Source organism: Cytobacillus massiliigabonensis (assembly GCF_900199725.1).
Taxonomy (GTDB): domain Bacteria; phylum Bacillota; class Bacilli; order Bacillales; family Cytobacillaceae; genus Cytobacillus; species Cytobacillus massiliigabonensis.
Genome location: NZ_LT904904.1, coordinates 2198722 through 2223632 on the forward strand (window position 1 = coordinate 2198722; position 24911 = coordinate 2223632).

At 37.3% G+C, this 24911-nt stretch carries 21 protein-coding genes and 1 riboswitch; of the genes, 16 read left to right on the plus strand and 5 right to left on the minus strand.

Annotated features, from left to right (window positions below):
- Positions 1–58: 58 nt before the first annotated feature.
- The 3 genes from C1726_RS22040 to pssA all read left to right on the plus strand — a co-directional run bounded on the left by C1726_RS22040 (position 59) and on the right by pssA (position 3576).
- The gene (locus C1726_RS22040; RefSeq protein ID WP_102275112.1) at positions 59–1627 is read left to right on the plus strand and encodes a fatty acid--CoA ligase; all 1569 of its coding nucleotides are present in this window, start codon (positions 59–61) and stop codon (positions 1625–1627) included.
- Between the two features lie 18 nt (positions 1628–1645).
- Positions 1646–2749, plus strand: a complete 1104-nt coding sequence (locus tag C1726_RS22045; RefSeq protein ID WP_102275113.1) for a CaiB/BaiF CoA transferase family protein — start codon at positions 1646–1648, stop codon at positions 2747–2749.
- A gap of 140 nt (positions 2750–2889) precedes the next feature.
- On the plus strand, positions 2890–3576 hold the full coding sequence (gene pssA / locus C1726_RS22050) for a CDP-diacylglycerol--serine O-phosphatidyltransferase (protein WP_102275114.1): 687 nt from the start codon (positions 2890–2892) through the stop codon (positions 3574–3576).
- A 24-nt stretch (positions 3577–3600) separates the two neighbouring features.
- Here the strand turns inward: pssA and C1726_RS22055 are convergent, their stop codons facing one another.
- A complete protein-coding gene (locus tag C1726_RS22055; protein WP_102275115.1) occupies positions 3601–3978 on the minus strand; it encodes a nucleotide excision repair endonuclease in 378 nt (125 codons plus the stop codon).
- Positions 3979–4261: 283 nt separating this feature from the next.
- Between C1726_RS22055 and C1726_RS22060 the strand changes: the two genes are divergently transcribed.
- The 8 genes from C1726_RS22060 to C1726_RS22095 all read left to right on the plus strand — a co-directional run bounded on the left by C1726_RS22060 (position 4262) and on the right by C1726_RS22095 (position 14833).
- Positions 4262–5032, plus strand: a complete 771-nt coding sequence (locus C1726_RS22060; protein WP_102275116.1) for an ABC transporter ATP-binding protein — start codon at positions 4262–4264, stop codon at positions 5030–5032.
- A 65-nt stretch (positions 5033–5097) separates the two neighbouring features.
- On the plus strand, positions 5098–7014 hold the full coding sequence (locus tag C1726_RS22065) for an AMP-binding protein (protein WP_180968268.1): 1917 nt from the start codon (positions 5098–5100) through the stop codon (positions 7012–7014).
- Positions 7014–7898, plus strand: a complete 885-nt coding sequence (locus C1726_RS22070) for a branched-chain amino acid ABC transporter permease (RefSeq protein WP_102275117.1) — start codon at positions 7014–7016, stop codon at positions 7896–7898. Before C1726_RS22065 ends, C1726_RS22070 begins: the two co-directional genes overlap by 1 nt.
- A gap of 4 nt (positions 7899–7902) precedes the next feature.
- A complete protein-coding gene (locus C1726_RS22075) occupies positions 7903–8964 on the plus strand; it encodes a branched-chain amino acid ABC transporter permease (protein ID WP_102275118.1) in 1062 nt (353 codons plus the stop codon).
- 74 nt (positions 8965–9038) lie between these two features.
- Positions 9039–10214: an ABC transporter substrate-binding protein gene (locus tag C1726_RS22080; protein WP_102275119.1), complete on the plus strand. Its 1176-nt coding sequence runs from the start codon at positions 9039–9041 to the stop codon at positions 10212–10214.
- Between the two features lie 171 nt (positions 10215–10385).
- The gene (locus tag C1726_RS22085) at positions 10386–11174 is read left to right on the plus strand and encodes an ABC transporter ATP-binding protein (RefSeq protein ID WP_102275120.1); all 789 of its coding nucleotides are present in this window, start codon (positions 10386–10388) and stop codon (positions 11172–11174) included.
- Positions 11174–12346, plus strand: a complete 1173-nt coding sequence (locus C1726_RS22090; RefSeq protein WP_102275121.1) for a phenylacetate--CoA ligase family protein — start codon at positions 11174–11176, stop codon at positions 12344–12346. Before C1726_RS22085 ends, C1726_RS22090 begins: the two co-directional genes overlap by 1 nt.
- 318 nt (positions 12347–12664) lie before the next feature.
- Positions 12665–14833 carry a sensor domain-containing protein gene (locus C1726_RS22095; protein ID WP_102275122.1) on the plus strand — a complete coding sequence of 723 codons (2169 nt, stop codon included), beginning with the start codon at positions 12665–12667 and terminating at the stop codon, positions 14831–14833.
- An 89-nt stretch (positions 14834–14922) separates the two neighbouring features.
- On the opposite strand, the gene C1726_RS22100 is transcribed toward C1726_RS22095, so the two are convergent.
- Positions 14923–16962, minus strand: coding sequence for a molybdopterin oxidoreductase family protein (locus C1726_RS22100; protein WP_102275123.1), 2040 nt, complete (start codon positions 16960–16962; stop codon positions 14923–14925).
- Between the two features lie 242 nt (positions 16963–17204).
- On the opposite strand from C1726_RS22100, the gene C1726_RS22105 reads away from it, so the two are divergent.
- Both C1726_RS22105 and C1726_RS22110 read left to right on the plus strand, forming a co-directional pair.
- Positions 17205–18566: an MATE family efflux transporter gene (locus C1726_RS22105; RefSeq protein ID WP_102275124.1), complete on the plus strand. Its 1362-nt coding sequence runs from the start codon at positions 17205–17207 to the stop codon at positions 18564–18566.
- Positions 18567–18788: 222 nt separating this feature from the next.
- Positions 18789–18873: riboswitch (cyclic di-GMP riboswitch) on the plus strand.
- An 80-nt stretch (positions 18874–18953) separates the two neighbouring features.
- Entirely contained in the window at positions 18954–20135 is a 1182-nt protein-coding gene (locus C1726_RS22110) for a sensor domain-containing diguanylate cyclase (protein ID WP_102275125.1), read from the plus strand.
- Between the two features lie 32 nt (positions 20136–20167).
- Here the strand turns inward: C1726_RS22110 and C1726_RS22115 are convergent, their stop codons facing one another.
- Positions 20168–20377 carry a methionine aminopeptidase gene (locus tag C1726_RS22115; RefSeq protein WP_075209163.1) on the minus strand — a complete coding sequence of 70 codons (210 nt, stop codon included), beginning with the start codon at positions 20375–20377 and terminating at the stop codon, positions 20168–20170.
- Positions 20378–20566: 189 nt separating this feature from the next.
- Here C1726_RS22115 and C1726_RS22120 point away from each other — a divergent pair, with 189 nt between their 5' ends.
- The 3 genes from C1726_RS22120 (at position 20567) to C1726_RS22130 (ending at position 23074) form a co-directional block, all read left to right on the plus strand.
- Positions 20567–21106, plus strand: coding sequence for an NADPH-dependent FMN reductase (locus C1726_RS22120; RefSeq protein WP_102275126.1), 540 nt, complete (start codon positions 20567–20569; stop codon positions 21104–21106).
- 322 nt (positions 21107–21428) lie between these two features.
- A complete protein-coding gene (locus C1726_RS22125; protein ID WP_407642079.1) occupies positions 21429–22133 on the plus strand; it encodes a TerC family protein in 705 nt (234 codons plus the stop codon).
- Positions 22134–22255: 122 nt separating this feature from the next.
- Positions 22256–23074, plus strand: coding sequence for a squalene/phytoene synthase family protein (locus C1726_RS22130; RefSeq protein ID WP_235822823.1), 819 nt, complete (start codon positions 22256–22258; stop codon positions 23072–23074).
- Between the two features lie 57 nt (positions 23075–23131).
- Here the strand turns inward: C1726_RS22130 and rluF are convergent, their stop codons facing one another.
- Both rluF and C1726_RS22140 read right to left on the minus strand, forming a co-directional pair.
- Positions 23132–23839 (minus strand): 23S rRNA pseudouridine(2604) synthase RluF, encoded by a 708-nt coding sequence (gene rluF / locus C1726_RS22135; RefSeq protein WP_102275128.1) that lies wholly within the window; start codon positions 23837–23839, stop codon positions 23132–23134.
- 130 nt (positions 23840–23969) lie between these two features.
- Positions 23970–24809 (minus strand): formate/nitrite transporter family protein, encoded by an 840-nt coding sequence (locus C1726_RS22140; protein ID WP_102275129.1) that lies wholly within the window; start codon positions 24807–24809, stop codon positions 23970–23972.
- Between the last annotated feature and the right edge of the window lie 102 nt (positions 24810–24911).

The window sequence follows — 24911 nt, forward strand, 5'->3', positions numbered from 1 at the left end:
CAATCAAAACCAAATCTGCAATAACGAATAGGCATTATTAAAAAGGAGGAAAGCTAAAATGACGACAACGATTGGAAAAATATTCGATTTAACGGTTGGCAAATACCCGAACAAGGAAGCTCTCTTTGATGTCAGAAAAAATTTGCGAATCACCTATAAAGAATGGAGTCTGGAAATAGATAAGCTAGCCAATGCTCTCTTACAGGAAGGAGTTCGAAAAGGGGATATTGTTTCTACCTATTTATTTAATACAGAAGAACTGGCTACTGCCTTTTTCGCCTGTGCGAAAATAGGGGCAATCTTCAATCCAATCAATTTTCGGTTAATGTCTGAAGAAGTGGCATTTATCTTATCAGATGCAAATCCGAAGGTCGTTATTTTTGAAAAAATGCTTGAATCTGGTATAGATCCAATTGCTAATCGTTTTCCACAGACAGTCTTCTGGTATATTGATGAAGACGCACCTTCCTATGCAGCAAGCTATAAAGTCAAGGTGGCTTCTGCACCTAGATCAAAAGTGAAAGCGGCTATTGATGAAAATGATGTATACGCCATAATGTATACGAGCGGAACAACTGGAAGACCAAAGGGTGTTCTTCACCGTCACCGGGAAATTACCGAACAAAGTTTGATTGTCATTAGTGCAACAAAACTAGACAGCAATGATAATGGTCTCGTAACCGCACCAATGTTCCACTGTGCTGAACTTCATTGTGCCTTCCTGCCTCGTGTCCATGTAGGTGCGAAAAACACTATTCTCCAACATTTTGATCCAAAACAAGTACTTGAATTAATTACGGAAGAAAAAATCACCAAGTTTTTCGCCGCACCAACAATGTGGAATATGCTTCTGCAGGAGAAACTCGAAGAATATAAGCTGGACAGCTTAAAATTAGGACTTTATGGAGCAGCTCCCATGGCGCCTACGCTTGTATATGCATGTAAAGAAAAACTAGGGATATCCCTTGTTCAGGCATATGGCATGACTGAGATGGGTCCTGCTATTACCTTTTTATTCGATGATGATCAAATTAGAAAAGCAGGATCAGCTGGGCAGGCATGCCTGAATCACGAAATAAGAATTGTGCGTCCGAACGAGAATGGACCTTCAGATCCAGATGATACAGTTCCTGCAGGTGAAACAGGAGAAATTATTGTTCAAGGACCATGTATGATGAGCGGATATTATAATAATGAAGATGCCTCTGCCAATTCTTTATATAAAGGCTGGTACCATTCTGGTGATATTGGCTATCTTGATGATGAAGGGTATTTATTTGTTAAGGATCGTGTGGATGACATGATTATCAGTGGCGGGGAGAATATTTATCCTCGTGAAGTGGAGGACGTGTTATATACGCATAGCGGCGTGCTAGATGTTGCTGTTATTGGGCAGCCAGATGACCGTTGGGGTGAAACAGTGACCGCATTTATCGTCAGAAAAGCTCCAGATCTTACAGAAGAAATGCTTGATGAAGTTTGTAGAAATAGTGAAGAGCTGGCGAATTATAAACGGCCGCGGCAATATATTTTCTGTGATGCCTTACCGAGAAATGCAAGCGGGAAGATCCAAAAATTTATGCTGCGCAAACGGCTGGAAGAATTATTTTCAAATGGTCAGCTCTAACAGTGGAAGGATGTTTAAATGTTAGAAGGAGTAAGAATTATCGACTTTTCAAATTATCTTCCAGGTCCTTTTGCGACGATGAGATTAGCTGAGCTAGGCGCAGAAGTCATAAAAGTAGAAGCAATAGATGGAGATCCAGCAAGACGTCTCGGAATCAAAAAAAATGATACGGGTATTGTTTTCTTAGCAAATAACCGCAAAAAGAAAAGTATTACTCTTAACTTAAAGGAAGAAGCGGGAAAAGAACAGGCACTGCAGTTAATCAAAACAGCAGATGCCTTACTCGAAAGCTTCCGCCCAGGCGTTATGAGAAAGCTTGGACTTGATTATAAATCAGTGATCAACCATAAAGAAGATATTGTTTACTGCTCCTTGACTGGTTATGGGGAGTATGGCAGCTTCTCCCATCTTGGCAGCCATGATTTAAATTATATGGGCGTTAGCGGTGTGCTTTCTCAATTAAAAGATGAAAACGGGAAACCAGTTCACCCATCCATTCAAATCGCAGATTATATTGGTGGAATGGCTGCGAGTGAACGAATATTAGCGGGGATTGTCTCTAAGCCACTGACAGTGAGGGGGAGCTATCACAATATATCCATTGCAGAGACAGTTGCTTCTATTATGGGAAATCATCTTCTCATTCAGCAAGAAACGGGCGATAAAACTGGAATTGGGGAATTAAATGGGAACCTTATATCCTATGCAATTTACGAAACGAAAGATAATCGTTATGTTACATTAGGTGCACTTGAACCAAAATTTTGGTTGAATTTTTGTCATGCACTTGGCAGAGATGAGTGGATAAAGGCTCATTTTTCTAAGGCAGAAACAAATAACCCCATTTATACTCAGGTAAGGGAATTATTTCAAAGCAAAAATTTAGCAGAATGGTTAGAATTCGGAGAGAAGGTTGACTGTTGTTTAGCTCCAGTTTTAGAACCCAATGAATTATATTCATTTCCGCCTTTTCAGGAAAAAGAAATAGTATACAAGGATAACTTTGGAAGCCTTTCTGTAAAAATGCATGGGGATCAAAAACAAAATGGGGCGTCATCACCTGCATTAGGTGAAAATATGCAGGAAATTGCTGCAGAATTAATTCGTAAAGCATCGGAATAACCGGTGCTTTTTAATTATTTTATATTTAAGCATTTAACAAAAGGAATAAAATGTTATAATTCTAATGGTCGGTATTCCTTTGCGTGAAATAATAGTTCCCTACATAAAATAAAGGAAATAAAAAGGAGTGATACAACCTCGTGCGATTAACTAAAGCAATTCCTAATATGGTGACATTAGGAAATTTATATTGTGGTTTTTTGTCTATTGGTTTTGCTGCAAATGGAGAATTTAAAAATGCAGCGATATTAATTTTAATTGGGATGATGCTCGATAGCATGGACGGAAGACTTGCGCGTATGCTGCATGCAGACAGCACATTGGGAAAAGAGCTGGACTCTCTTGCGGACATAGTTACATTTGGAGTAGCGCCATCATTTTTAGTCTATTATACATATTTTTATCAATTTGGCATGTTAGGGTTTGTCGTTGCAGGATTATTTCCATTGTTCGGTGCTTATAGGCTAGCTAGATTTAACATTAGCTCAAGTAAAACATCCATGAATTATTTTGTAGGAGTCCCAATTACGGCAGCAGGCGGAATATTAGCTATTCTTACATTATTTGGACATATTATTCCACAAATTATTACTACAGTTGTTTTTACAGGTATGTGCTTTTTAATGGTAAGTAAAATCCGTATACCAAGCTTAAAAGAAGTGCCTCTCCCAAAATACGGAACAATCGTGACCATTTTTCTTGGCTGCGTGCTATTTATTATAGTCAAAGGAACCCACGGTCAATTTCCTTACTTAATCTATATTGCTACCCCGTTATATATCGCTTACCTCGCCTATCGTTTTGTAAAAGGAAAAAAAGATAAATAAAAAAAGGAGGCATATCCTCCTTTTTTATCGATAGAATACTTTATCAATATTATATTTTGCTTTAAGAGTATTAATAATATATGTTTCGTATATTTCTCTTTCCATCGGATCCTCGACTAAACATACAGCTATTTTATAAATATCGTCTCTATACTTTTTCAATGGAGAAACAGTATCCTCAAAATGCTTCTTTACTCTCGGTCTTAATTTCCTTGCTTTCCCAACAAATAGGAGCTCCTCATCTTTATTAAAGAACAGAATCAGTCCGCCTTTGTCCCTTGGTATACGATGATAGTCTGTAAAACCATATACACTGCTAATCTCTGAACCACTTGTCTCTCCGGATGGATTCCGTTTTTTTGTTATTACTATTTCTGGAGAGGGCATTTCAATTTTTATCATCATTATCACTTCCTAATCTTAATAGATGGTATCATACTCTAACAGTAAAAATCTACATACGCTATGAATAAATATTTCTAATGAACCATTCATTAAGTCCATCACTGCATTTTCTAATATTTATCTCATATAAATTAGTATACATGCATAAATAGTCACTATTTGCCGATGAAAAAATTTCATTAATTGAAGGAATAATATGGACAGCAGAGAATATATTTAAATATTCTAAATTTTTAAAAATGTAAGCGGTTTTTGTAAGAGATTGGGGGATGAAAGTCAGGTGGGAATTTTAGAAATTAATGATGTAACATTAAGGTTTGGAGGAGTTGTGGCGCTTGACAAGGTTTCTTATGAGGTACAGAAAGGGGAGATTTTTTCTTTAATTGGTCCTAATGGTGCCGGGAAAACGAGTATGCTGAATTGCATTAGCGGGCTGTACAAGCCTTCCTCAGGTTCAGTGTGCTTTAACGGAGAAGAAATTACCCACTTCAAGCCCCATAAACGTGCAGCACTTGGAATTGCTAGAGCCTTTCAAAATATCGAATTATTTCCTCATTTATCTGTATTAGATAATTTGATGCTGGGCAGGCATGTCCGTATGACAACTGGAATTCTCTCTGGTGGATTGTATTGGGGGAAAGCTCAAAAGGAAGAAGTGCTGCATCGCCAAAAAGTAGAAGAAGTAATTGATTTTTTAGAAATTGAGCATATCCGTGACACACCTGTTGGGCGACTGGCCTATGGATTGCAAAAGCGGGTCGAGGTCGGACGTGCATTAGCATTAGAGCCGGAGATTCTATTATTGGATGAACCAATGGCTGGAATGAACAGTGAAGAAAAGGAGGATATGGCTCGCTATATTATCGACATTCATGAGGAAATGGAAACAACGATCATTCTAATTGAACATGATATGGGTGTTGTCATGGATCTTTCTGATCATATTGCAGTTCTTGATTTTGGAAAATTAATTGGCTATGGCACTCCATATGAAATTCAAAATAACCAAAAGGTGATTGACGCGTATCTTGGAGAAGAGAATGTTGGCTAAGCAATTTCTCGGTACATGAGAAAAGGCAGCGGATATTAGGTACTTAAAGAGGAGGCAGCCATTCTATGTCAAGCTTGAATATGACATTTCCTCAATTATTACTTGAGAGGACGGCAAGAGCTGGTTCGAAAGTTGCTTTAAGAGAAAAAGATTATGGGATTTGGAATGAGATTACGTATCAAGAATATTTAGATCAAGTAAAAAGCCTAAGTCTGGGATTTGCTAAGCTTGGCTTAAAAAGGGGCGATAAACTAGCAATAGTCGGCGATAATCGGCCTGAGTGGGTTATGAGTGAACTGGCAGCACAAGCCTTAGGAGGAATTTCAGTCGGAATTTATCAAGAATCGCTGCCAAATGAAGTGAGCTTTATTTTGGATCACTGTGATGCAACAATTGTTGTTGTTGAAGATCAAGAACAGGTTGATAAGATTTTTGAAATTAAGGAAGAAATTCCGAACGTAACAAAAATTATTTATTATGATCCCCGTGGAATGAGGAATTACCAGGATGATGCTTTAATGAGTTTTGAGGATGTCCAAGCACTTGGAAGAACATTTGAAGAAGAAGAACCTGCTTTTTTCCAATCAGAAGTAAAAAAAGGAAGTGAGCATGATGTCGCGATTTTCTCTTATACATCTGGTACAACAGGCAATCCGAAAGCAACCATGCTTACATATAAGAACCTGCTTGATATGGCAAAAAACCTTTCAACTATTGACCCGCTAACAGATAAGGATGAGTATGTATCCTTTTTGCCCCTTGCTTGGATAGGCGAACAAATGATGACAATGGGAATGGGCCTATATAATGGCATGACGATAAACTTCCCAGAAGAACCTTCTACTGTATTAGAGAATCTGCGTGAAATAGGACCTCAAGTTATGTTCAGCCCACCTAGAATTTATGAAGATATGGTTTCAAGATTTCAAGTGAAAATTCAAGATGCCGGCTGGCTAAAAAGAAAGATTTACAATTGGTGCAAGCCAATCGGTGAAAAGGTGGCAAGAGCCCATTTTGAAAATAAAGAAATTCCATTTACAACAAAGCTGCAGTACAAAATAGCCGATTATTTCATGTTTAGTGCGATAAGGGATCACTTAGGCTTGCTAGGCATGAAGCGTGCTTATACTGGCGGTGCTCCTCTTGGACCGGATGTTTTTGAATTTTTCCATAGCATCGGTGTCAATGTGAAGAGTATTTATGGACAGACAGAAGTATCAGGTATTTCGATTGTTCATCGGGATGGGGATATTAAATTGGACAGCGTCGGCATACCAATCCCCGGAACAGAAGTGAAAATTTCAGATGATGGAGAAATTCTGATCAAGAGCTCAAGTATTTGCAAAGGCTATTATAAAAATGAAAAATCAACAAAGGAAACAATACAATCTGGGTGGCTTCATACTGGAGATGCTGGCAGATTGGATGAAGAAGGGCATCTCTATGTTATCGACCGGATAAAGGATGTCATTCGCTTGAATACAGGTGAAATGTTTTCACCGAACTTTATCGAAAATAAATTGAAATTTAGTTCGTATATCCAAGAGGCTGTGGCTATTGGCAAGGATCGTCCATATGTTGTAGCCATGATAAATATAGACATGGAAAATGTCGGCAGATGGGCGGAGAAAAATCAAATTAGTTATACAACCTATACAGATCTGTCCTCGAAGCCAGAAGTGCTGGCGTTAATACAGAAACAAGTGAATGATATTAATCAAACATTGCCAGAGAAAGCTAGGGTAAGAAAATTTGTTCTTCTTTATAAAGAGCTTGATGCAGATGATGAAGAGCTGACAAGAACTAAGAAGGTAAGAAGACAATTTGTTGGAAAAAAATATGAGACGCTTATTGAAGGGATGTACACGCAAGAAGAACGGATAAAGGTTGAAGGGAAGATTAAGTATCGTGATGGAAAGGAACAAACCATTCATACAACACTTCAGGTGATCTTTATGGATGAAGGAGAGGGAGCTGCATAATGGCCTTTTTTTTGCAAATGCTCGTTACGGGGATCGTTGTTGGCAGCGTATATGCCCTAGTAGCACTCGGATTTGTATTAATCTATAAATCTAGCGATGCCATCAATTTTGCACAAGGAGAATTTTTATTAATTGGGACCTATGTTTGTCTCACCTTAATAACTGCTTACAATATTCCATTTATTGCTGCACTATTTATAGCACTTATGTTCAGTGCCATTCTTGGATTTGTCATAGAGCGAATTGTTCTTCGTCCATTTATTGGAGAACCGGTTATCTCTATGATCATGGCAACGATTGGCTTATCAAGTGCATTAGCTGGACTTGTTCATATCATCTGGGGACATGAAACAAGAGTTTTTCCGCAGATTTTCCCAGAGGCACCCGTTCGGTTAGGAGAAGTAGTCATTTCACCTGTATATATTTGGTCGCTTGTCATCGTTGTTATCATGCTCGTTATTTTCACCTTCTTTTTCAAATATTCAAAGCTTGGGATTGCCATGAGAGCTACCGCAGATGATCAGCAGGCTGCAATGTCAATGGGGATTAGTGTGAAAACTATTTTCGCGGTTTCATGGGCGATTGCTGCTATCGTATCTGCTGTAGGGGGAATCCTCCTAGGCAATATTAATGGAGTGAATGCCTCTCTGTCAGCTATTGGGCTGAAAGTATTGCCAGTTGCCATTCTTGGCGGACTTGATAGTATTCCCGGAGCGATTATCGGCGGTTTAATTATTGGTGTAATCGAAACGATGACTGGCGGTTACTTAGATCCATTAGTTGGCGGCGGATTAAAAGAAGTCATGCCATTTATTATTCTAGTATTTATTCTCATGTTCAAGCCGTATGGGCTATTTGGAAAAAAAGAAATCGAGAGGGTGTAATCGGATGAAGAATCCTTTTGTAATGGGGTGTGGAGAATTCCATGTGAACTATAAACAAGATATGGCTATATGGAAAATCTCCCGTGTAAGGGTGCGCGTCATGATTATGGTCGCATTACTAGCCATCTTTCCATTAATTGCTTCCGATTACATTGTGGGTCTTGCCACCTTATGTGGAATCGCCGCGATTGGTGCTATAGGACTGAATATTTTAACTGGTTTTACAGGACAAATATCGATTGGAGTAGGCGCCTTTTTAGGGGTAGGCGGTTATACATCGGCCATTTTAACGGCAAAACTAGGTTTAAGCTTTTGGATTGCGATGCCAACAGCTGGTATTATTACCGCAATTGTTGGCGGCCTTTTTGGCTTGCCATCTTTAAGGCTGAAAGGGCTGTATTTAGCAATTGCGACGCTCGCAGCCCAAGTAATCATTCTGTTTGTCATTTCCAGATGGGACTCATTGACTGGAGGTACTGCGGGAATGGTACTTTCTAGACCGGAAATTGGAAGCTTCGTTTTTAATAGTGAAACAAGCTATTACTATTTAATGTTTGTGGTTCTTGTCATTACCACGATTTTTACCTTGAATCTTTTCCGGTCTCGAGTCGGAAGAGCGTTCATTGCAGTAAGAGATAGAGATATTGCCGCAGAGGTTATGGGGATCGATTTATTTAAATATAAAGTTCTCGCCTTTATTGTCAGTTCTTTCTTTGTAGGGGTGGCGGGTGCCTTGCTTGGACATTATACGATGGTAGTAAGCCCAGAATTGTATAGTATAACCGTCTCTATTGAATATCTGGCTATCATTCTGGTTGGTGGACTTGGCAGTGTTTTTGGCTCAATCTATGGAGCTGTTTTTATTACATTGCTGCCTGTTTTCCTTCGTACAGGAGTAGAATTACTAAGCGGCGTATTCCCTGATTTATCAAATGTGCTAAATGGGATGAAAGAAGTTGTATTTGGGTTAGTTATTATTCTATTTCTAATTTACGAACCAGAGGGGCTAGCGAAAATATGGAAGAATATAAAAGACTATTTTAAGTTATGGCCGTTTTCCTATTAATTTAGTAATAATGAAAGTAATTCTATAGAACTTTCACTTATGAAAGAATTTTTTACATTATGAGGGGGAGAAGAATGAAAAAGATTTGGTCGAGTTTTCTTGTATTCGTTTTAGTAGCAGGAGTACTTGCTGCATGTTCAGGTGAAGAAAAAAGTTCAGGCAGCGGCAAAGGAACTATCAAAATCGGTGGAATCTTCGACCTTACTGGTGGAACGGGGGATGTAGGGACACCTTATGCTGAAGGAGCTGAAGCCTATTTTGATTTTATCAAAGATGAAGAGATCAATGGCTACAAGCTTGAGTTAATTGGTGACGACTATGCATACAAAATTCCAGAAGCTCAAAAAATGTATCAAAAATTAAAATCAAAAGATAAGGTTTCAGGCATTCTAGGGTGGGGAACAGGCGATACTGAGGCACTAAGGCAGCAAGTCGCTGCTGACAAACTTCCATATTTCTCGGGCTCATATTCTGAAAACCTTAAAGATATTAAAGAGAGTCCATATAACTTTTTAACGGCAGCATCCTATTCAGATCAGGCTAGATCCGCGTTGACTTGGATAAAGGAAAACCATAGCGGAGGTACACCTAAAATTGCTTTCTTATATAATGATACAGCCTTTGGAAAGTCTCCTATTGAAGATGCGAAAAGCTTTGCAAAGGAATTAGAAATGGAAGTTGTTGATGAGCAAATTATTGATGTGCAGGCATTAGATGCAACTTCTCAGCTTTTAAATATGGAAAAGAAAAACCCTGATTATGCAATCATCCAGCAAACATGGGGGGCAACAGCAACCATTTTAAAAGATGCGAAAAAGCTTGGGATTGATACGCAATTCATTGGTTTAAACTGGGCGACAGGAGAAGGCTTAATTCCGCTTGCAGGGGATGCTGCAGAAGGATTTATTGGTGTTGTTACCCATGCATTTCCTTATGAAGATCTTCCAGGAATGGAAGAAATCAAAAAGTATCTGGAAGGCAAAGGAGAGAAATTAGAGGATAAAAACCAAAAATTCATCCAAGGCTGGGTGTCAGCAAAAATTATGGTTGAGGCAATTAAAATAGCAGACGACCCAACGACAGGAGAAGGAATCCGTAAAGGCATTGAGAAGCTAAAAGAGTTAGATCTTGGAGGATTAGCTGCACCGGTTACATTTACAGCTGACAATCATGCAGGTACAAACAAAATCCGCCTAGCAGAAGTGAAGGGCGGAAAATTCGAAATTATTACTGACTATATTAGTTACTAAAGATAAAGGGGCGTTTACATGACGCTCCTTTTTAAAAGTTAGGGATATTTAAGTAGTGACCGATAAAACATGAAAAGTGGCCCGTAAAAGACAAGAAGTGGCCGATAAAACACGAAAAGTGACCCGTAATCAGGAGAAAAGATAAAAATAAATAATAGAAGGAGGAAATACATGCTGACAATCAATAATGTAGAAGTGATGTACGACCGAGTCATTTTAGTTTTAAAAGGAATGTCGATGGTCGTTCCAAAGGGGAAAATAGTCGCGCTATTAGGTAGCAATGGCGCCGGAAAAACTACAACACTTAAAGCTATATCTGGCCTACTAAAAAGTGAAAATGGTGAAGTAACGGACGGCTTTATTGAACTGTATGGAGAACGTATAGATGTGAGTGATGCCGAAACAATCGTCAAAAAAGGAATTTTCCAATGTATGGAGGGGCGCCGTGTATTTGAACATTTAACCGTAGAGGAAAATTTAATTGCAGGTGCGCACACACGTAAAGATCGAAAAAATATTAAAGATGATATCCAAAAAGTCTATCATTATTTTCCAAAACTTGAAATGCTGAAAAACAGACAGGCAGGATATCTTTCTGGTGGGGAGCAGCAAATGCTTGCTATCGGCAGAGGTATCATGGCAAAGCCGAAAGTATTGCTATTAGATGAGCCATCTCTAGGATTAGCCCCATTACTTGTAAAAGAAATCTTTGCAATCATTAAAAAAATAAATGAGGAGGAAGGAACAACGATACTTGTAGTGGAACAAAACGCAAATGTTGCGCTATCCATTGCAGATTACGGCTATATTATGGAAAATGGCAGAATCGTTATGGACGGATCTGTTGACCGATTATTAGCAAACCAGGATGTGAGAGAGTTTTATTTAGGCATGAGTGACAAAGGAAGAAAAAACTATAAAAATATTAAATCGTATAAAAGAAGAAAGAGGTGGCTGTGATGGAATCGCTTAAAGCTATTATCCAATATGCATACGATCATGCGGAGGGCTTTAAGAAATGGATGAATAATGCAGGCTTGACTCCAATAGATATTCAATCAAAAAAGGACTTGTCAAAGATTCCTGTCTTAAAAAAGGATCATTTGCCTAACATACAAAATGAAAATGCCCCATTTGGTCACTTAACAACTATACGTACATCAGATATGGCAAGAGTTTTTATGTCCCCAGGACCTATCTATGATCCACAAACACACGAAAAAGATTTTTGGCATTTTGCTGAAGCGCTGAAAGAAGCAGGCTTTAATGAAAACGATATTGTCCAAAACACATTCTCCTACCATCTATCACCTGCTGGATTTATGTTTGATTCCGCACTAAGAGAATTAGGAGCAACAGTTATTCCTGCTGGAACCGGTAATCGGGAACTCCAAATCCAAGTTATGAAGGATTTAAAGGTTACTGGATATGTTGGTACGCCAAGTTTCTTTTCCATTTTACTCGATGCAATAGAAGAGAAGTGCTGGGCATTTGGAAAAGATATTCACCTAAAAAGAGCATTTTTCATAGCCGAGATGCTGACAGCAGAGATGAGGAAAAGATGTGAAGGAATAGATATATCCGTATTTGAAGGCTATGGAACAGCAGATTGCGGCTGTATAGCTTTTGAAGATAAACAAGGTCCGGGATTAAGGGTAACAAGTTCAGCTATAGTCCAAATTTGTGATCCTTTATCAGGTGAGGAACTTTTAGCCGGTGAGGGAGAAGTGGTTGTCACACTCTTTGATAAAAGCTATCCGCTTATTCGTTTCGGAACGGGAGACCTTTCGAGATGGGTTGATGGCTTTGAGGGAAAGAGAATAGCAGGTGTACTCGGCAGAATTAGTGATGGAGTGAAAGTAAAAGGCATGTTCGTAAGGGAAAAACAGCTTGCTTCTGTGCTAGATCATGCTGGTTATAGCATCTTCCAGGGAATTATTAGAAGAGAAAATAATCAAGATGTATTCGAGTTATTCATTGAGTCCGATGAAGAGTTGCAATCTGACCTAGGTGAAAAACTTCGAGATGTTATAAGAGTGTCGCCTATTCTTGCAAAAGTGAATAAAGGCTGCATTAATAGAAATGAAAAACGATTAATTGATCAGCGGTCTTATGAATTGAAAAACACATAGAAAAAAGGAGAGCAGCTATGCTCTCTTTTTTATTGTAAAGATGAATAAATATTCAGTTCCAGGTAATGCTTAATAGATATTTTGGGATAGAAAATTTGAGGGGGAAATATTACAAATTATTCATAATTTCAGCTGATCTACATCGAAATCGTTTAAAATCCCGCTTTTTTTATTCTCACAATGCGTACAGTGTAAATTCGACATAATATTGTACAAATTGACAATATATGATAAAAAAGAACTAGTATAATAATAGTATCCATAATGATGTATAAAAATGAGTTGGTTAGTTTTGTGTTTTGGTAAGGGAGTGAGTATATGTTCGATCAGAATCAAGTACAGCCATGGATTGATTCTTTACAGGAGATTTTTAAAAATAGCCGTTCGAATTATAAAAATTTGCTTCAGATGGAAAAGGATATTCAGCAAGTCAGTTCCTTCTTGGAGGATTATGCAAATTTGCGGTATGCATTAGATGCTTCTGCAATCGTCGCTGTTACAGATACGAGCGGAAAAATAATCTATGCAAACAAAAAGTTTTGCGAACTATCAAAGTACTCCATGGAAGAGCTAATTGGTCAAAATCACCGAATCCTTAATTCTGGCTATCATGAGAAGGTATTTTTCAGAAGAATGTGGCAAACGATTAATAAAGGAGAAATATGGGAAGGCGAAGTGAAAAATAAGGCAAAGGACGGAACATACTATTGGGTAAAAACGACGATTGTTCCTTTAATGGATCAGTATGGCAAGCCTAGTATGCATATTGCAATAAGAACAGATATATCTGAAGGAAAACTTGCTCAAGAAAAACTAGTTGAAGCATTGCAAAATGATTTTACTCATGTTGTTAACTCGATGAATAACTTAATTTTCAAAGTAGCTAAAGATCCAGATGGGAATTTTGTATTCATTCTGAATGAAGGAAAACTAGCCTATCAGCTAGGCTTAGATAATGAGAAAATGCGCAACAAAAGAATAGACGAAGTCTATCCGCCGGAAATAGCCAGTATGCTAGTAAGTAAATATGAACAAGCTTTCCTTGGACAGCCGATGACTTATAATTATGCTTACAAGAATCGGCAGCTATTAACCTACTTATCTCCTCTTTATCGTGATGGTAAGGTAGTAGAAATTATTGGCTGTATAAATGACATCACTGAGCTTCATCAAGTTCAAGAAGAAGTGGAATTTATGGCATTTCATGACATATTAACAAGCTTACCAAATCGAAGAAAGTTTTGTGATGATATAAATCACTTAATGAGAGAATCGAATGATAAAAAAGAAAAAATTGCTGTTTTCTTTCTTGATTTAGATCGATTTAAACAAATTAATGATTCTTTAGGTCATTCAGTAGGGGATCAATTAATCAAGGCAATAGCTAAAAAATTGAAAAAGGGACTAAGACCAAATGCAGAAATTTACCGTCTTGCTGGAGATGAATTTATCATTATTTACCCCAACCTAACTAATACTGATTTAGCAAGAACTTTTGCAGAAGAGATTCTTACAATTTTTGACCAGTCCATTCAATTAGATAGAAATGAAATTATTACTACTTGCAGCATGGGAATTAGCTTTTATCCAGATCATGGGATAGATTGTGATTCTTTATTGAAAAAAGCGGATATAGCTATGTACGCTGCAAAGCTGAAAGGGCGTAATCATTTTTGTATTTATGAACAGGAAATGAATCAAGCGAATGAAGAAGTACTCTTAATCGAAAATCATCTTCGTAAAGCCATTGATAATAATGAGCTAGAATTATACTTCCAGCCCAAATTAGACTTACATACAAGAAAAATAAATGGGATGGAGGCATTATTGCGCTGGAAAAGCCCCATGTTTGGGAATATCCCCCCAGATAAATTTATCCCAATAGCCGAAGATACAGGTTTGATTATTAAAATTGATAATTGGGTATTAGAAAGGGCTTGTATGCAAAACAAGGAGTGGAATCATTCTTGCTTTGCTGCTCCTTTAAGAGTAGCTGTGAATATATCGCCATTACATTTCCGCTTGCCAAACTTCCAGCAAGTTGTCGAGGATGTATTAGAAAAAACAGGTTTAGACCCGCATTTGCTTGAGTTAGAGATTACTGAGAGCAGCTTTATCGATAATATTGATGAATGTATTGAATGCTTAGAGAAGCTTAGAAAAATGGGGATTGTTGTGGCGATTGATGATTTTGGAAAAGGATACTCTTCTCTAAACTACTTAAGAAAATTTCCTATTCACTCACTCAAAATTGATCGCAGTTTTATCCACGAGGTATCAAAAAATAGGGAGGATGTTGCCATAGTGAAGGCGATTACTTTCCTTGCCCATGAACTGAATTTAAAAGTTGTTGCAGAAGGGATTGAAACGAAGGATGTAATAGAGATTCTCGAGGAAATTGGCTGTGATGAAATTCAAGGGTATTATATAAGCAGACCGCTTCCAAAGGAAGAATTTGAAGCCATCTATCGTATGTTGATTCATTAAAATAATAAAAGTGCTTAGTTTTTCAATCTTTTACGGATGAATACTAAGCACTTTTTAATTCTATTAAAATAGTATATCAATATTAAAAATTAAAGCTTATTTACCGCTACTCGTCCGGAAAAGAAAGTAGCACCACCGCCCATATCTGACAATCGATCTGGTGTAAGTGAATTGACAAGCTGTTTAGTTCCCGGAATATTTGCCCATAGTCCTTGTGAAACGATCACACCTGGGAGAACATTGTCACCAATTGAAACCTTTAATTCACATTCTCCACGCTGATTCCAAACACGTACAGTTTCTCCATCCTCAATTCCAGCTGCCTCTGCATCTTTTACATTCATATGAATCCGCGGATCTTTTTCGAGCGATTGATGCTTTTCTATATTCGAGAAAGTTGAGTTTAAAAAGTTATGATTAGGTGCTGGAACGAACAAAAATGGAAACTTGTTATCTTCAACAATTGGTGTATATGTTGGTAACGGTGAATAACCATCATGTTTCATTTTCTCAGAAAATAACTCAATTTTTCCACTTGGTGTCGGAAATCTTCCAGGCAATAACGGCTTCACATTTGCCTTCACGTATTGCTTTTCTAATAATGCTTCATAATTGATGTCGGCAATGGAAGGATTTGCCGGGTTGTCAAGCGCATGAGAAATCATTTCAGCTTCCGTTTCATTGAAAGCATCCTCTATAAATCCCATACTTTTTGCTAATAAACGGAAGACCTCTACATTTGATTTGGATTCACCATAAGTCTCAATGACTGGCTGTTGAATTTGCATATAATGATGCCAGTAAGAAGCATAAAAGTCGGTATTCTCAAAAGAAGATGTTGAAGGCAGCAAAATATCAGCATATTTGGCTGTTTCAGTCATGAATAAATCATGAACAACAAGAAATAAATCCTCTCGTCCTAAGCCTTCTCGAACCTTATTCCCATCAGGTGCTACAACAGCAGGGTTAGAGCTATAAACATACATAGATTTGATTGGCGATTCTAATTCCAGCAGCGTTCTGCCAATTTCATTCATATTAATCACACGAGTTTGTTTGTTTTCCAAAAGATCAGGTCTTTGGAGACTATCTTCATTATAAGCTAAAAAGCCAGAATTTGATTTGATGGCACCGCCGCCTTTTACAAGCCATTGACCAGTTAAGGCTGGGAGACAAGCGATTGTCCTCGTAGACATCCCGCCATTATCATGGTGCTGAAGTCCGTTTCCAATTCTAATATAAGATGGGGTGGTTTCCCCATACATTCTTGCCAGCTTATATATGTCTTCTACAGGTATTCCTGTAATTTCTGACACGGATTTAGGGTCATATTGCATCACATGTTCACGTAATTCATTATGTCCTACTGTATATTTTTGTAAAAAACCTTCATCAACCATGTTATCTGCAAATAAAATATGCATCAATCCCAGTGCAAGCGCGCCATCTGTTCCTGGTAAAATCGGAATAAACCAGTCTGCCATTCTTCCCGTTTGATTTTTATGAACATCAATAACAATTATTTTTGCGCCATTTTTTCGAGCTTTTTGTGCAAGTGTGATTTGATGCATGTTCGTACTAACTGCATTAATTCCCCAAAAGATGATTAGCTTTGAATGAATCGTATCTTCAGGATCAATACCTATATTTCCACCCATCGTATATTTATAGCCTGTCGTGCCAGCAGACTGGCAGATGGTACGATTTAACTGTGAGGCTCCTAAACGGTGGAAGAATCGGCGATCCATCCCTTCTGCAGTGAGATTTCCCATGTTTCCATAGAAACTATAGGGAAGAATACTCTCCGGTCCATCTGTTTGGATTAGCTTCTTCCAGTGGGAAGTAATCGTATTAATTGCTTCTTCCCAGCTAATTTGTTCAAATTTCCCTTCGCCTTTTGCTCCTATTCGTTTCATTGGATATTTTAGACGATTTTTATCGTATATTCTTTCCTTCATATTTCGTACCTTATTGCAGATATTCCCTTGGGTTACCGGATGATTAGGGTCCCCTTCTATTTTAATAATTTTCCCATCTTCCTTATGGAGAAGCAATCCGCATTGATCAGGGCAATCAAGCGGGCATACAGATGGGAAAATTCCATTAAGCTGGTTAACAAAAGCAGTCATTGGTAATCTCCTTTATAAGCATATTTGAGTGTCAGTCTGCTTAAATGAATCAGTAGTGCAAACGTACTTTAAATAATTAGATCTAAAATGTTTTTATTATCGAAATATTAGTTGCTATAATCATAAAATAGATTAATAAGTCTAGCAATAAAAGATTGTTATAAAAATTAAGTGAATTCTATTTAAGTGCATATATGAGTCTGCTATTATGGGATAATATTATATTCAAGGAGTTTTTATTAATGAACCAGACATTTACCATACAAGATAAGATTAAGCAAATATTCATTTTATTGATTCCTATTTTAATCACACAGCTTGGGATGTTTTCAATGGTATTTTTCAACACCATTATGTCAGGAAAATATCATTCATCAGATCTTGCAGGAGTTGCAATTGGGTCTTCCATTTGGAATCCAGTATTTACCGGATTGAGCGGAATTCTACTTGCGGTATCACCCATTGTGGCACAAAGCTACGGTGAAAAGAAAACAGGGGAAGTAACATCAATCGTTAAAAATGGATTATATTTAGCGATTATAATTGCCGCTTCAGTCATTATTTTAGGCTTTTTTCTGTTAGACCCTTTATTAATGAAAATGAATCTCCCAAGTGATGTGCAAAATACAGCTCGTAACTATTTAATCGGGCTAAGCTATGGAATTATTCCATTATTTGCTTTCAATGTTTTAAGATCCTTTATTTATGCATTAGGAAAGACGCGTGTAGTTATGATTATATTACTCTTGGCTTTGCCGATAAATTTATTTTTCAACTTTGTGCTGATTTTCGGGCGTTTCGGTTTTCCAGAACTTGGTGGAGCAGGGGGAGGCTATGCAACTGCGGTTACCTACTGGTGTATTTTAGGTATGATTATATTCGTCATTAAAACGCAAAATCCATTCTCATCCTTTAACGTATTCGCAAATTTAAAAGGGTTCTCACTTGAAAAATGTAAAGAAATTTTGAAAATTGGTGTGCCAATGGGGCTGTCTATATTCTTTGAAACAAGCATGTTTGCGGTTGTAACGATCCTATTAAGTAAATTTAACGTGACGACAATCGCAGCCTATCAATCAGCTCTTAATATCGTTTCTTTTTTATATATGATACCGATGAGCATATCAATGGCTCAAACTGTTCTTGTAGGATTTGAAGTAGGTGCAGGGCGCTATAAGGATGCAAGGGCATATAGCTGGCTAGGCATTTATTTATCAATTATTATTGCGTTAGTAACAGGCTTACTAGTCGTTTTATTTCGTTATCAGGTTGCGGGATTCTATTCAAATGAAGCGGCAGTAATCTCACTCACCGCCCATTTCCTAATTTATGCGCTATTTTTCCAAATATCTGATGCCATTCAAGCGACTGCTCAAGCAGCTTTAAGGGGATATAAGGATGTAAATATATCGTTTGTTATTACATTAATTGCATACTGGTTAATCTGTTTACCAGTTGGCTACTTTCTTGCACGTCAAACAAATCTGGGAGCAACAGGATATTGGATTGGGTTAACGATTGGCTTGCTTGCAGCAGGGGTATGTCTGTCACTAAGGCTGATCTATATTCAGAAGAAGAAGTTTATTATCGAACATGCAGGCTAAATTGTTTAAAAGGGGATTGTAAAGGAATTTATACTTCCCTTTTAAGCATTACAGTATTAAAACCATGCGACTTTATGATAAAATATAATCGTTAAGTTCATCCTAAGAATGAATGATCAATCATTTTTTGCATGATTTATATGAAAATAAATTGACTATGGTAAAAAAGAACTATATAGTATAAATATAACTATTTTGTGATTTTTCAGAATTCTAACTTAATAGGAGAAAAGGCAAATCCATTGAAAAATGGGGACGCAAAGCTAAAGGGGCTAAAGTCATTCGATCATGCCAGCCAGCTACCGAATATAACTATAAATGAGTTAGGTTAATCGGTATGCGATTAATCTATTTTTTGTGAAAAATAATACGTTGGAAGTGTATGATATGAGTAAGCAAATGGATGGAATTCATAAGGTCCTTGGTATTGTTACAAACCTGCTTAAGAAAATAGGCTCTGAAAAAAATATTATTACAAGAGATGTCTATTCGGAAATAGTATGTACAATTGGTGATAATGGAGATAAAGCAGCGGTTGAGTCTATGTTATCCCAATTACAAAAAGTGAACGTTCAAATGGAAAACATGAGCTGGCTAAACGAGCATTATAAAATTTTGCACGATTTTGCCCAAGTTTGCAGCAAGACATTAAACGAAGAAATCCTTCTCAAAAAGGCATATGAAATGGTCTCTCAAGTTATGCCGACTGATTCTTTCTTTATTGCTCTATACACAGAAGGGAATCCACTCATCCATTTTATTTTCATGGTAGAAAATGGAATATTTTTTCCTCAAGAATACATCAAAATGGGAAATAATTTTACATCAAGGGCGATTAGAACGAAAGAAATTGTTCACCCGAGAAAAGTTAGTCATGATCAGACTGATTCGACCTTTGGTGTAACAGATACAAAATCCGGCATTTTTGTACCAGTTATTATTGATGACCAAGTGAAAGCGGTTATTTCTGCACAAAGTGTTTCTGATTTTGCTTATCGAAAAGAGCATGAAGAATTATTGCAGATTATTGGAAATCAAGTTATCCATTCTATTGAGACGGCAAGGCTATATGAAAAAATCTATTTAATGTCACAGACAGATGAATTAACTGGTTTAAAGAATCATCGGGCATTCCACAATGATCTTTCTAATTTAATCGGGAAAGATGACAAAAAAATAACCTTAATGATGATTGACTCAGACCGATTAAAGAAAGTAAATGATAATTTTGGCCATGATATCGGAGATTTATATTTAAAAGTATTAGGTGATGGAATTAAAAGCATTTGTAATGAAGAGATCGTGGGCTATCGGTACGCAGGAGATGAATTTATGATTATCATAAATTCTAATATAGATAACATAGTTGAAACGATCCATGAAAATTTATTTGACTATTTAGTTAAGCACCCAATCAAATTAGGAGAAAATAAAATAACTGTGTCTATTAGTACTGGTGTTGCCGTTTTTCCAGAACACGGTTCGAGTGTTGATACATTAAAGAAATCGGCTGATCAAGCCCAATATCGAGCTAAAAAACAAGGCGGGAATCAAATGGTTACTGCTTAAAAAAAGCGGAAGTGCCGGCACTTCCGCTTTTTTTATTGGTATTCTTCCCAGTCTGAATATGTGCCGCCCCCGTTACAGCCAGGACAATCATATAAATTTGCATGATAGGCATATTCATTGCCAGGATAAATGGAAAACCCACGTCCGTAGCATTCTGGACATTTGTTCTCATCCTTCATATTCGATAGATGCTTTTCGTGCCGATTAGCTCTCCACTCATTAAATGAATTCAGCAATCCCATTTTTTTCACCTCAAGTGTTTTTTCTTAGTTTTTATTAAAGTGAAAGATTTTATACTTGGTGTGTTTTAATTCTCATTTATCAGGAAAAAGTGTATGATAAAAGCAAGAAAAGTAACTATCGTTTGCATGTTTACAATAATCATAAACAGGTATGAATGATAGGAACATCATTGGAAGGAGAAACATCGAATGAAATTACTCGGAATATCAGGCACTATTTTAGGGGCAAAGACAGCTATTTTAGTGGACACCGTTCTAAAAAAGGTAAAGGAAAAATACCCTGAAATAGAAATTGAACTTCTTGACTTACGAGACTTTCAAATGGAATTTTGTGATGGCAGAAATCCTGATCTGTATAACGATGACACGAAGAAATTAATTCAAGCGGTTTCAGAGGCAGACTTTTATTTAATCGGATTTCCTATTTTTAACGGATCTTTTCCTGCACCTTTAAAGAATGTATTTGATATTGTTCATCCAGCTGCTTTTCGTCATAAAGTAATGGGGTTTGTAGCGAATGGAGGGACCTACCAGCATTATCTTGTCGTTGAAAATCAGATGAAGCCAATCGCAGGGTATTTGCGCTCATTTGTTGCTCCGAGCTATGTGTATGCTAATGGAGAACATTTCAATGCAGAAAATGAAATTGCGGATGAGGATGTTTTAGCACGAATTGATGCACTTGCAGAAGAATTAGTTGTGATGCACAAAGGTTTATCAAATAAATGATAAAAACCATTACTAAATGGATAAGAAAGCAACTGGATGGCTTCGCCTTCAGTTGCTTTCTTTTTGGTTGACATCGTATACTTAGGCTAAATCAGTGGCTATTTAATTGGTATTTTAGTATAATTATAATGAAATTAGCCCTCAATTTAATATAGGACTATTTAAATGTATAAAATCTGTGGAGTGCATGACACTAATTGATAGCTTTAGCTATCTTTTTTTAGTGATTTATAAATGCAAACATTTTATTTTTAAAGGGGTCTTTAAAGTGGAAATCCTGAATCAGCTGTTAGACACATATGCCTCATTTTTCGATTGGAGAATGTGGGGAGAGGTGTTAACAGATCCAGTATCGTGGGGGTATATCGGCACACTAGTCATTTTAGAAGGGCTGCTGTCTGCCGATAACGCATTAGTACTGGCTGTAATGGTGAAGCATCTGCCTAAACAACAACAAAAGAAGGCGTTAACATATGGATTGTTTGGCGCATATTTCTTTCGTTTCTTATTCATAGGTCTTGGCATGCTATTAATTAAGTTTTGGTGGATCAAGGTGATTGGAGCAGGATATTTAGCTTGGCTTGTTATAAAACATTTCTGGCTTGGTGAAGGAGACGACGAAGCTGAAGGAATGAAAAAAGACAGCTGGCTCACCCGAACCTTTGGCGTTTTTTGGGCAACAGTTATTTCCGTTGAGATTATGGATTTAGCGTTTTCCGTCGACAGTATTTTAGCTGCTTTTGCAGTATCAGAGAAGGTTTGGATATTGCTCATTGGCGGAATGCTTGGAATATTAATGATGCGGACTGTTGCGAAGGGGTTTCTTGTCCTTATTGAAAAGATTCCCGAGCTTGAAAACACAGCCTTCATATTAATTGCCATTATCGCGATTAAAATGTTCTTAAGTGTATTTGGAATTGAAATTGACCATCTCATCTTTTTCGGTATTATCATTTTAGCTTTCATTGTAACCTTTGCAGTCCACTACTTTAAAAAGAATCATAATGGTCAAGATAAAATAGCTTAATGATTAAATAATTAGAAGACGTGTATAAAAGCTGTTCACTCTTTGTGAATAGCTTCTTATATTTGCACTCGAAACAAAGGAATATTACAATCAACATATAAGAAAAAGGGAGGCAGCATACGGTGAGTGAAAAGACTAATTTACATAGTGATGCGATAGAGATGTTAAAGGAGACGAGTCGGACTTTTTTTATTCCCATTAGTCTTTTAACACCGGGTTTAAAAGAAGCGGTATCCTCTGCCTACTTATGCATGAGAGCAATTGATGAGATTGAAGATCATACTGAGCTTGAATCAACGACTAAAAGCGATCTGTTGCTAGCTGTAAGCAAAATTTTGCGAAAGCCTTTTAATGACAATGAGTTAATGGACATCTTTCGACCATATCTTTCAGTCTTGCCAGAAGTCACCATTCGGCTTGGTGATTGGATTAAAGTGTGCCCGCAAATGATTAAAGAGAAAATCCTCGATGCTACATCTATTATGGCGGAAGGAATGGCAAAATGGGCTAGAAAAGATTGGGATATCAAAGATGAGAACGATCTAGATGAATATACTTTTTATGTTGCTGGATTAGTAGGTGTCATGCTGACAGATATTTGGAAGTGGTATGATCAGACAGATACGGACAAGGATCTTGCAATTGCGTTTGGACGCGGATTGCAGTCGGTGAATATACTACGGAATCACACGGAAGATGCAAGCAGAGGAGTAAACTTTTTTCCTGTCGGATGGGAATTTGAAGATATGTTAACATATGCGCGCAGGAATCTTGCATTAGCTGATGAATATGTGAAGGATATTAAAACAGATACGATTCTCCATTTTTGCAAAATTCCATTAGCGCTAGCACATGGTACGCTAGATGCTTTAACAGCTGGAAAGGAAAAAATGAGCAGATCTGAGGTAACCGAGCTAGTAAGCCGGGTAGTTGGAAAATAAGAAAAGCGCTTGGTCTCCTTTGTCAAAAATACACGGAGCCATGCGCTTTTTCTATTTTTACCATTCTTTTGGCTGGTAGTTCAGTTCATTAAATAAGGCAGTGCGTTCTTTTTTGGTTAAATCGCGCCATTGTCCAACAGGCAGGCTGCCTAAATGAATATTCATAATACGTGTTCGCTGCAAACGATACACATCGTATCCTAATTCAGCGCACATACGGCGAATTTGGCGATTTAGCCCTTGGGTCAATATGATTTGAAAATCATATTTTGATAACTGTCTTACTTCGCAAGGAAGTGTTTTTGTTCCGAGTATTTTCACACCCTCAGACATTTTCTTCAAGAATTCTGGAGTAATCGGCTTATCTACTGAAACAATATATTCCTTTTCGTGTTTATTCTCTGAACGAAGTATTTCATTAACGATATCTCCGTCATTAGTTAAAAGAATAAGACCATCAGAGTCCTTATCGAGTCTTCCTATATTAAAAATTCTTAGTGGATGATTAACTAAGTCAATGATATTTCCTTTAACATTTTTTTCTGTAGTGCTCGTAATTCCAACAGGCTTATTTAAGGCTATATACACATAGTTTCTTGCCATTCGGATCGGGTGCCCGCTTACGAGAACATCATCACCAGGTTCAACTTGACTGCCAACTTTTGCAACTTTTCCATTGATTGTGACTCTTCCTTCACTTATTAATTTGTCTGCTCCTCGCCTTGAGGCATAACCAGATTCACTAATATATTTATTAATACGCATGATTACCAATCCTTAAGAAGTTAATTTTTTTCAAGAATACCATGAGAAATTTGATCATTTCAAGATTTAATAGCAAATTAATCAGAAGGATTCAAGTGTATCATGTCCAGAAAAGTTATGAAAGCAGTTTCTACAATCCTTTAACCCTAAGAGGTGTTGGCTGGCTATTCAAATCTGCATTTGCTTTTTTCTTTTGATTCACTAAATGGAGGGCTAATCCGGTAAAGATAAACCCGCCAATAAAGTTACCGATTGTAACCGGAATTTGATTCCACAGCCACCAGTCTCCTAGTGAGAGGTCTGCGCCCATGAGGATCGCTGTTGGAATGACAAACATGTTAACAACGGCGTGTTCAAAACCATGGGCAAAAAATAAAAAGACAGGAAGCCACATTGCAGCAATTTTTCCAATCGTAGAGCTAGAAACGAATGCCATGAATGCTCCTAATGTCACCATCCAATTACATAATACAGCCTTGGTCAAGGCAACGATTATTCCTTCTCCGCCGAGGTTTTTATAAGTTAGTGTTTTTGCCTCTGCCACGCTAATAATCTTGTCAATCATTGGTCCATCTGTTACATGCCCAAGCTTCGTTGCAGATATATAAAATAAAAGACCATACAAAAGGCTGCCTAAAAGGTTTCCGGTAAAAGCCCAAAAGAAGTTATAGCCAATGTTTGTAATGTTCGTTTGCCTTCTTAATCTAGCAAGCGGGAGCATGGCAAAGTTTCCTGTCACCAGTTCTAACCCCAATAATAAAATAAGTACAAAACCAACTGGAAAAACAAGTGCTCCTACAATACTTAAATTTGTCTCTATTGCAGCTGTATATGCAAGTGTAGTGGCAAAGCCTAAAAAGGCACCGGATAGAATCCCTTTAATTAAAATGTCTCTAATGCCCAGTTTAGATTTATAAGCACCTGCCTGTGCAACATCCTCTACTAGCTGTGCTGGTTTAATGTAATCCAAGCTCATTCCTCCAATATCATAAAAATTAATAAGGCTTTATTTATTGTAATGAGGAGGAATTCAGTATATCAAGATTTATTTACAAAAAATTACATTTAATAT

Bases quoted from the DNA above. Each gene is read 5' to 3' on its own strand.
- C1726_RS22040 (WP_102275112.1), top strand. From the start codon at position 59: ATGACGACAACGATTGGAAAAATATTCGATTTAACGGTTGGCAAATAC.
- C1726_RS22100 (WP_102275123.1), bottom strand. From the start codon at position 16,962: ATGACTGCTTTTGTTAACCAGCTTAATGGAATTTTCCCATCTGTATGC.
- C1726_RS22045 (WP_102275113.1), top strand. From the start codon at position 1,646: ATGTTAGAAGGAGTAAGAATTATCGACTTTTCAAATTATCTTCCAGGT.
- C1726_RS22105 (WP_102275124.1), top strand. From the start codon at position 17,205: ATGAACCAGACATTTACCATACAAGATAAGATTAAGCAAATATTCATT.
- C1726_RS22080 (WP_102275119.1), top strand. From the start codon at position 9,039: ATGAAAAAGATTTGGTCGAGTTTTCTTGTATTCGTTTTAGTAGCAGGA.
- C1726_RS22070 (WP_102275117.1), top strand. From the start codon at position 7,014: ATGGCCTTTTTTTTGCAAATGCTCGTTACGGGGATCGTTGTTGGCAGC.
- C1726_RS22090 (WP_102275121.1), top strand. From the start codon at position 11,174: ATGGAATCGCTTAAAGCTATTATCCAATATGCATACGATCATGCGGAG.
- rluF (WP_102275128.1), bottom strand. From the start codon at position 23,839: ATGCGTATTAATAAATATATTAGTGAATCTGGTTATGCCTCAAGGCGA.
- C1726_RS22075 (WP_102275118.1), top strand. From the start codon at position 7,903: ATGAAGAATCCTTTTGTAATGGGGTGTGGAGAATTCCATGTGAACTAT.
- C1726_RS22095 (WP_102275122.1), top strand. From the start codon at position 12,665: ATGTTCGATCAGAATCAAGTACAGCCATGGATTGATTCTTTACAGGAG.
- C1726_RS22085 (WP_102275120.1), top strand. From the start codon at position 10,386: ATGCTGACAATCAATAATGTAGAAGTGATGTACGACCGAGTCATTTTA.
- C1726_RS22110 (WP_102275125.1), top strand. From the start codon at position 18,954: ATGAGTAAGCAAATGGATGGAATTCATAAGGTCCTTGGTATTGTTACA.
- C1726_RS22125 (WP_407642079.1), top strand. From the start codon at position 21,429: ATGTGGGGAGAGGTGTTAACAGATCCAGTATCGTGGGGGTATATCGGC.
- C1726_RS22115 (WP_075209163.1), bottom strand. From the start codon at position 20,377: ATGGGATTGCTGAATTCATTTAATGAGTGGAGAGCTAATCGGCACGAA.
- C1726_RS22065 (WP_180968268.1), top strand. From the start codon at position 5,098: ATGTCAAGCTTGAATATGACATTTCCTCAATTATTACTTGAGAGGACG.
- C1726_RS22055 (WP_102275115.1), bottom strand. From the start codon at position 3,978: ATGATAAAAATTGAAATGCCCTCTCCAGAAATAGTAATAACAAAAAAA.
- C1726_RS22120 (WP_102275126.1), top strand. From the start codon at position 20,567: ATGAAATTACTCGGAATATCAGGCACTATTTTAGGGGCAAAGACAGCT.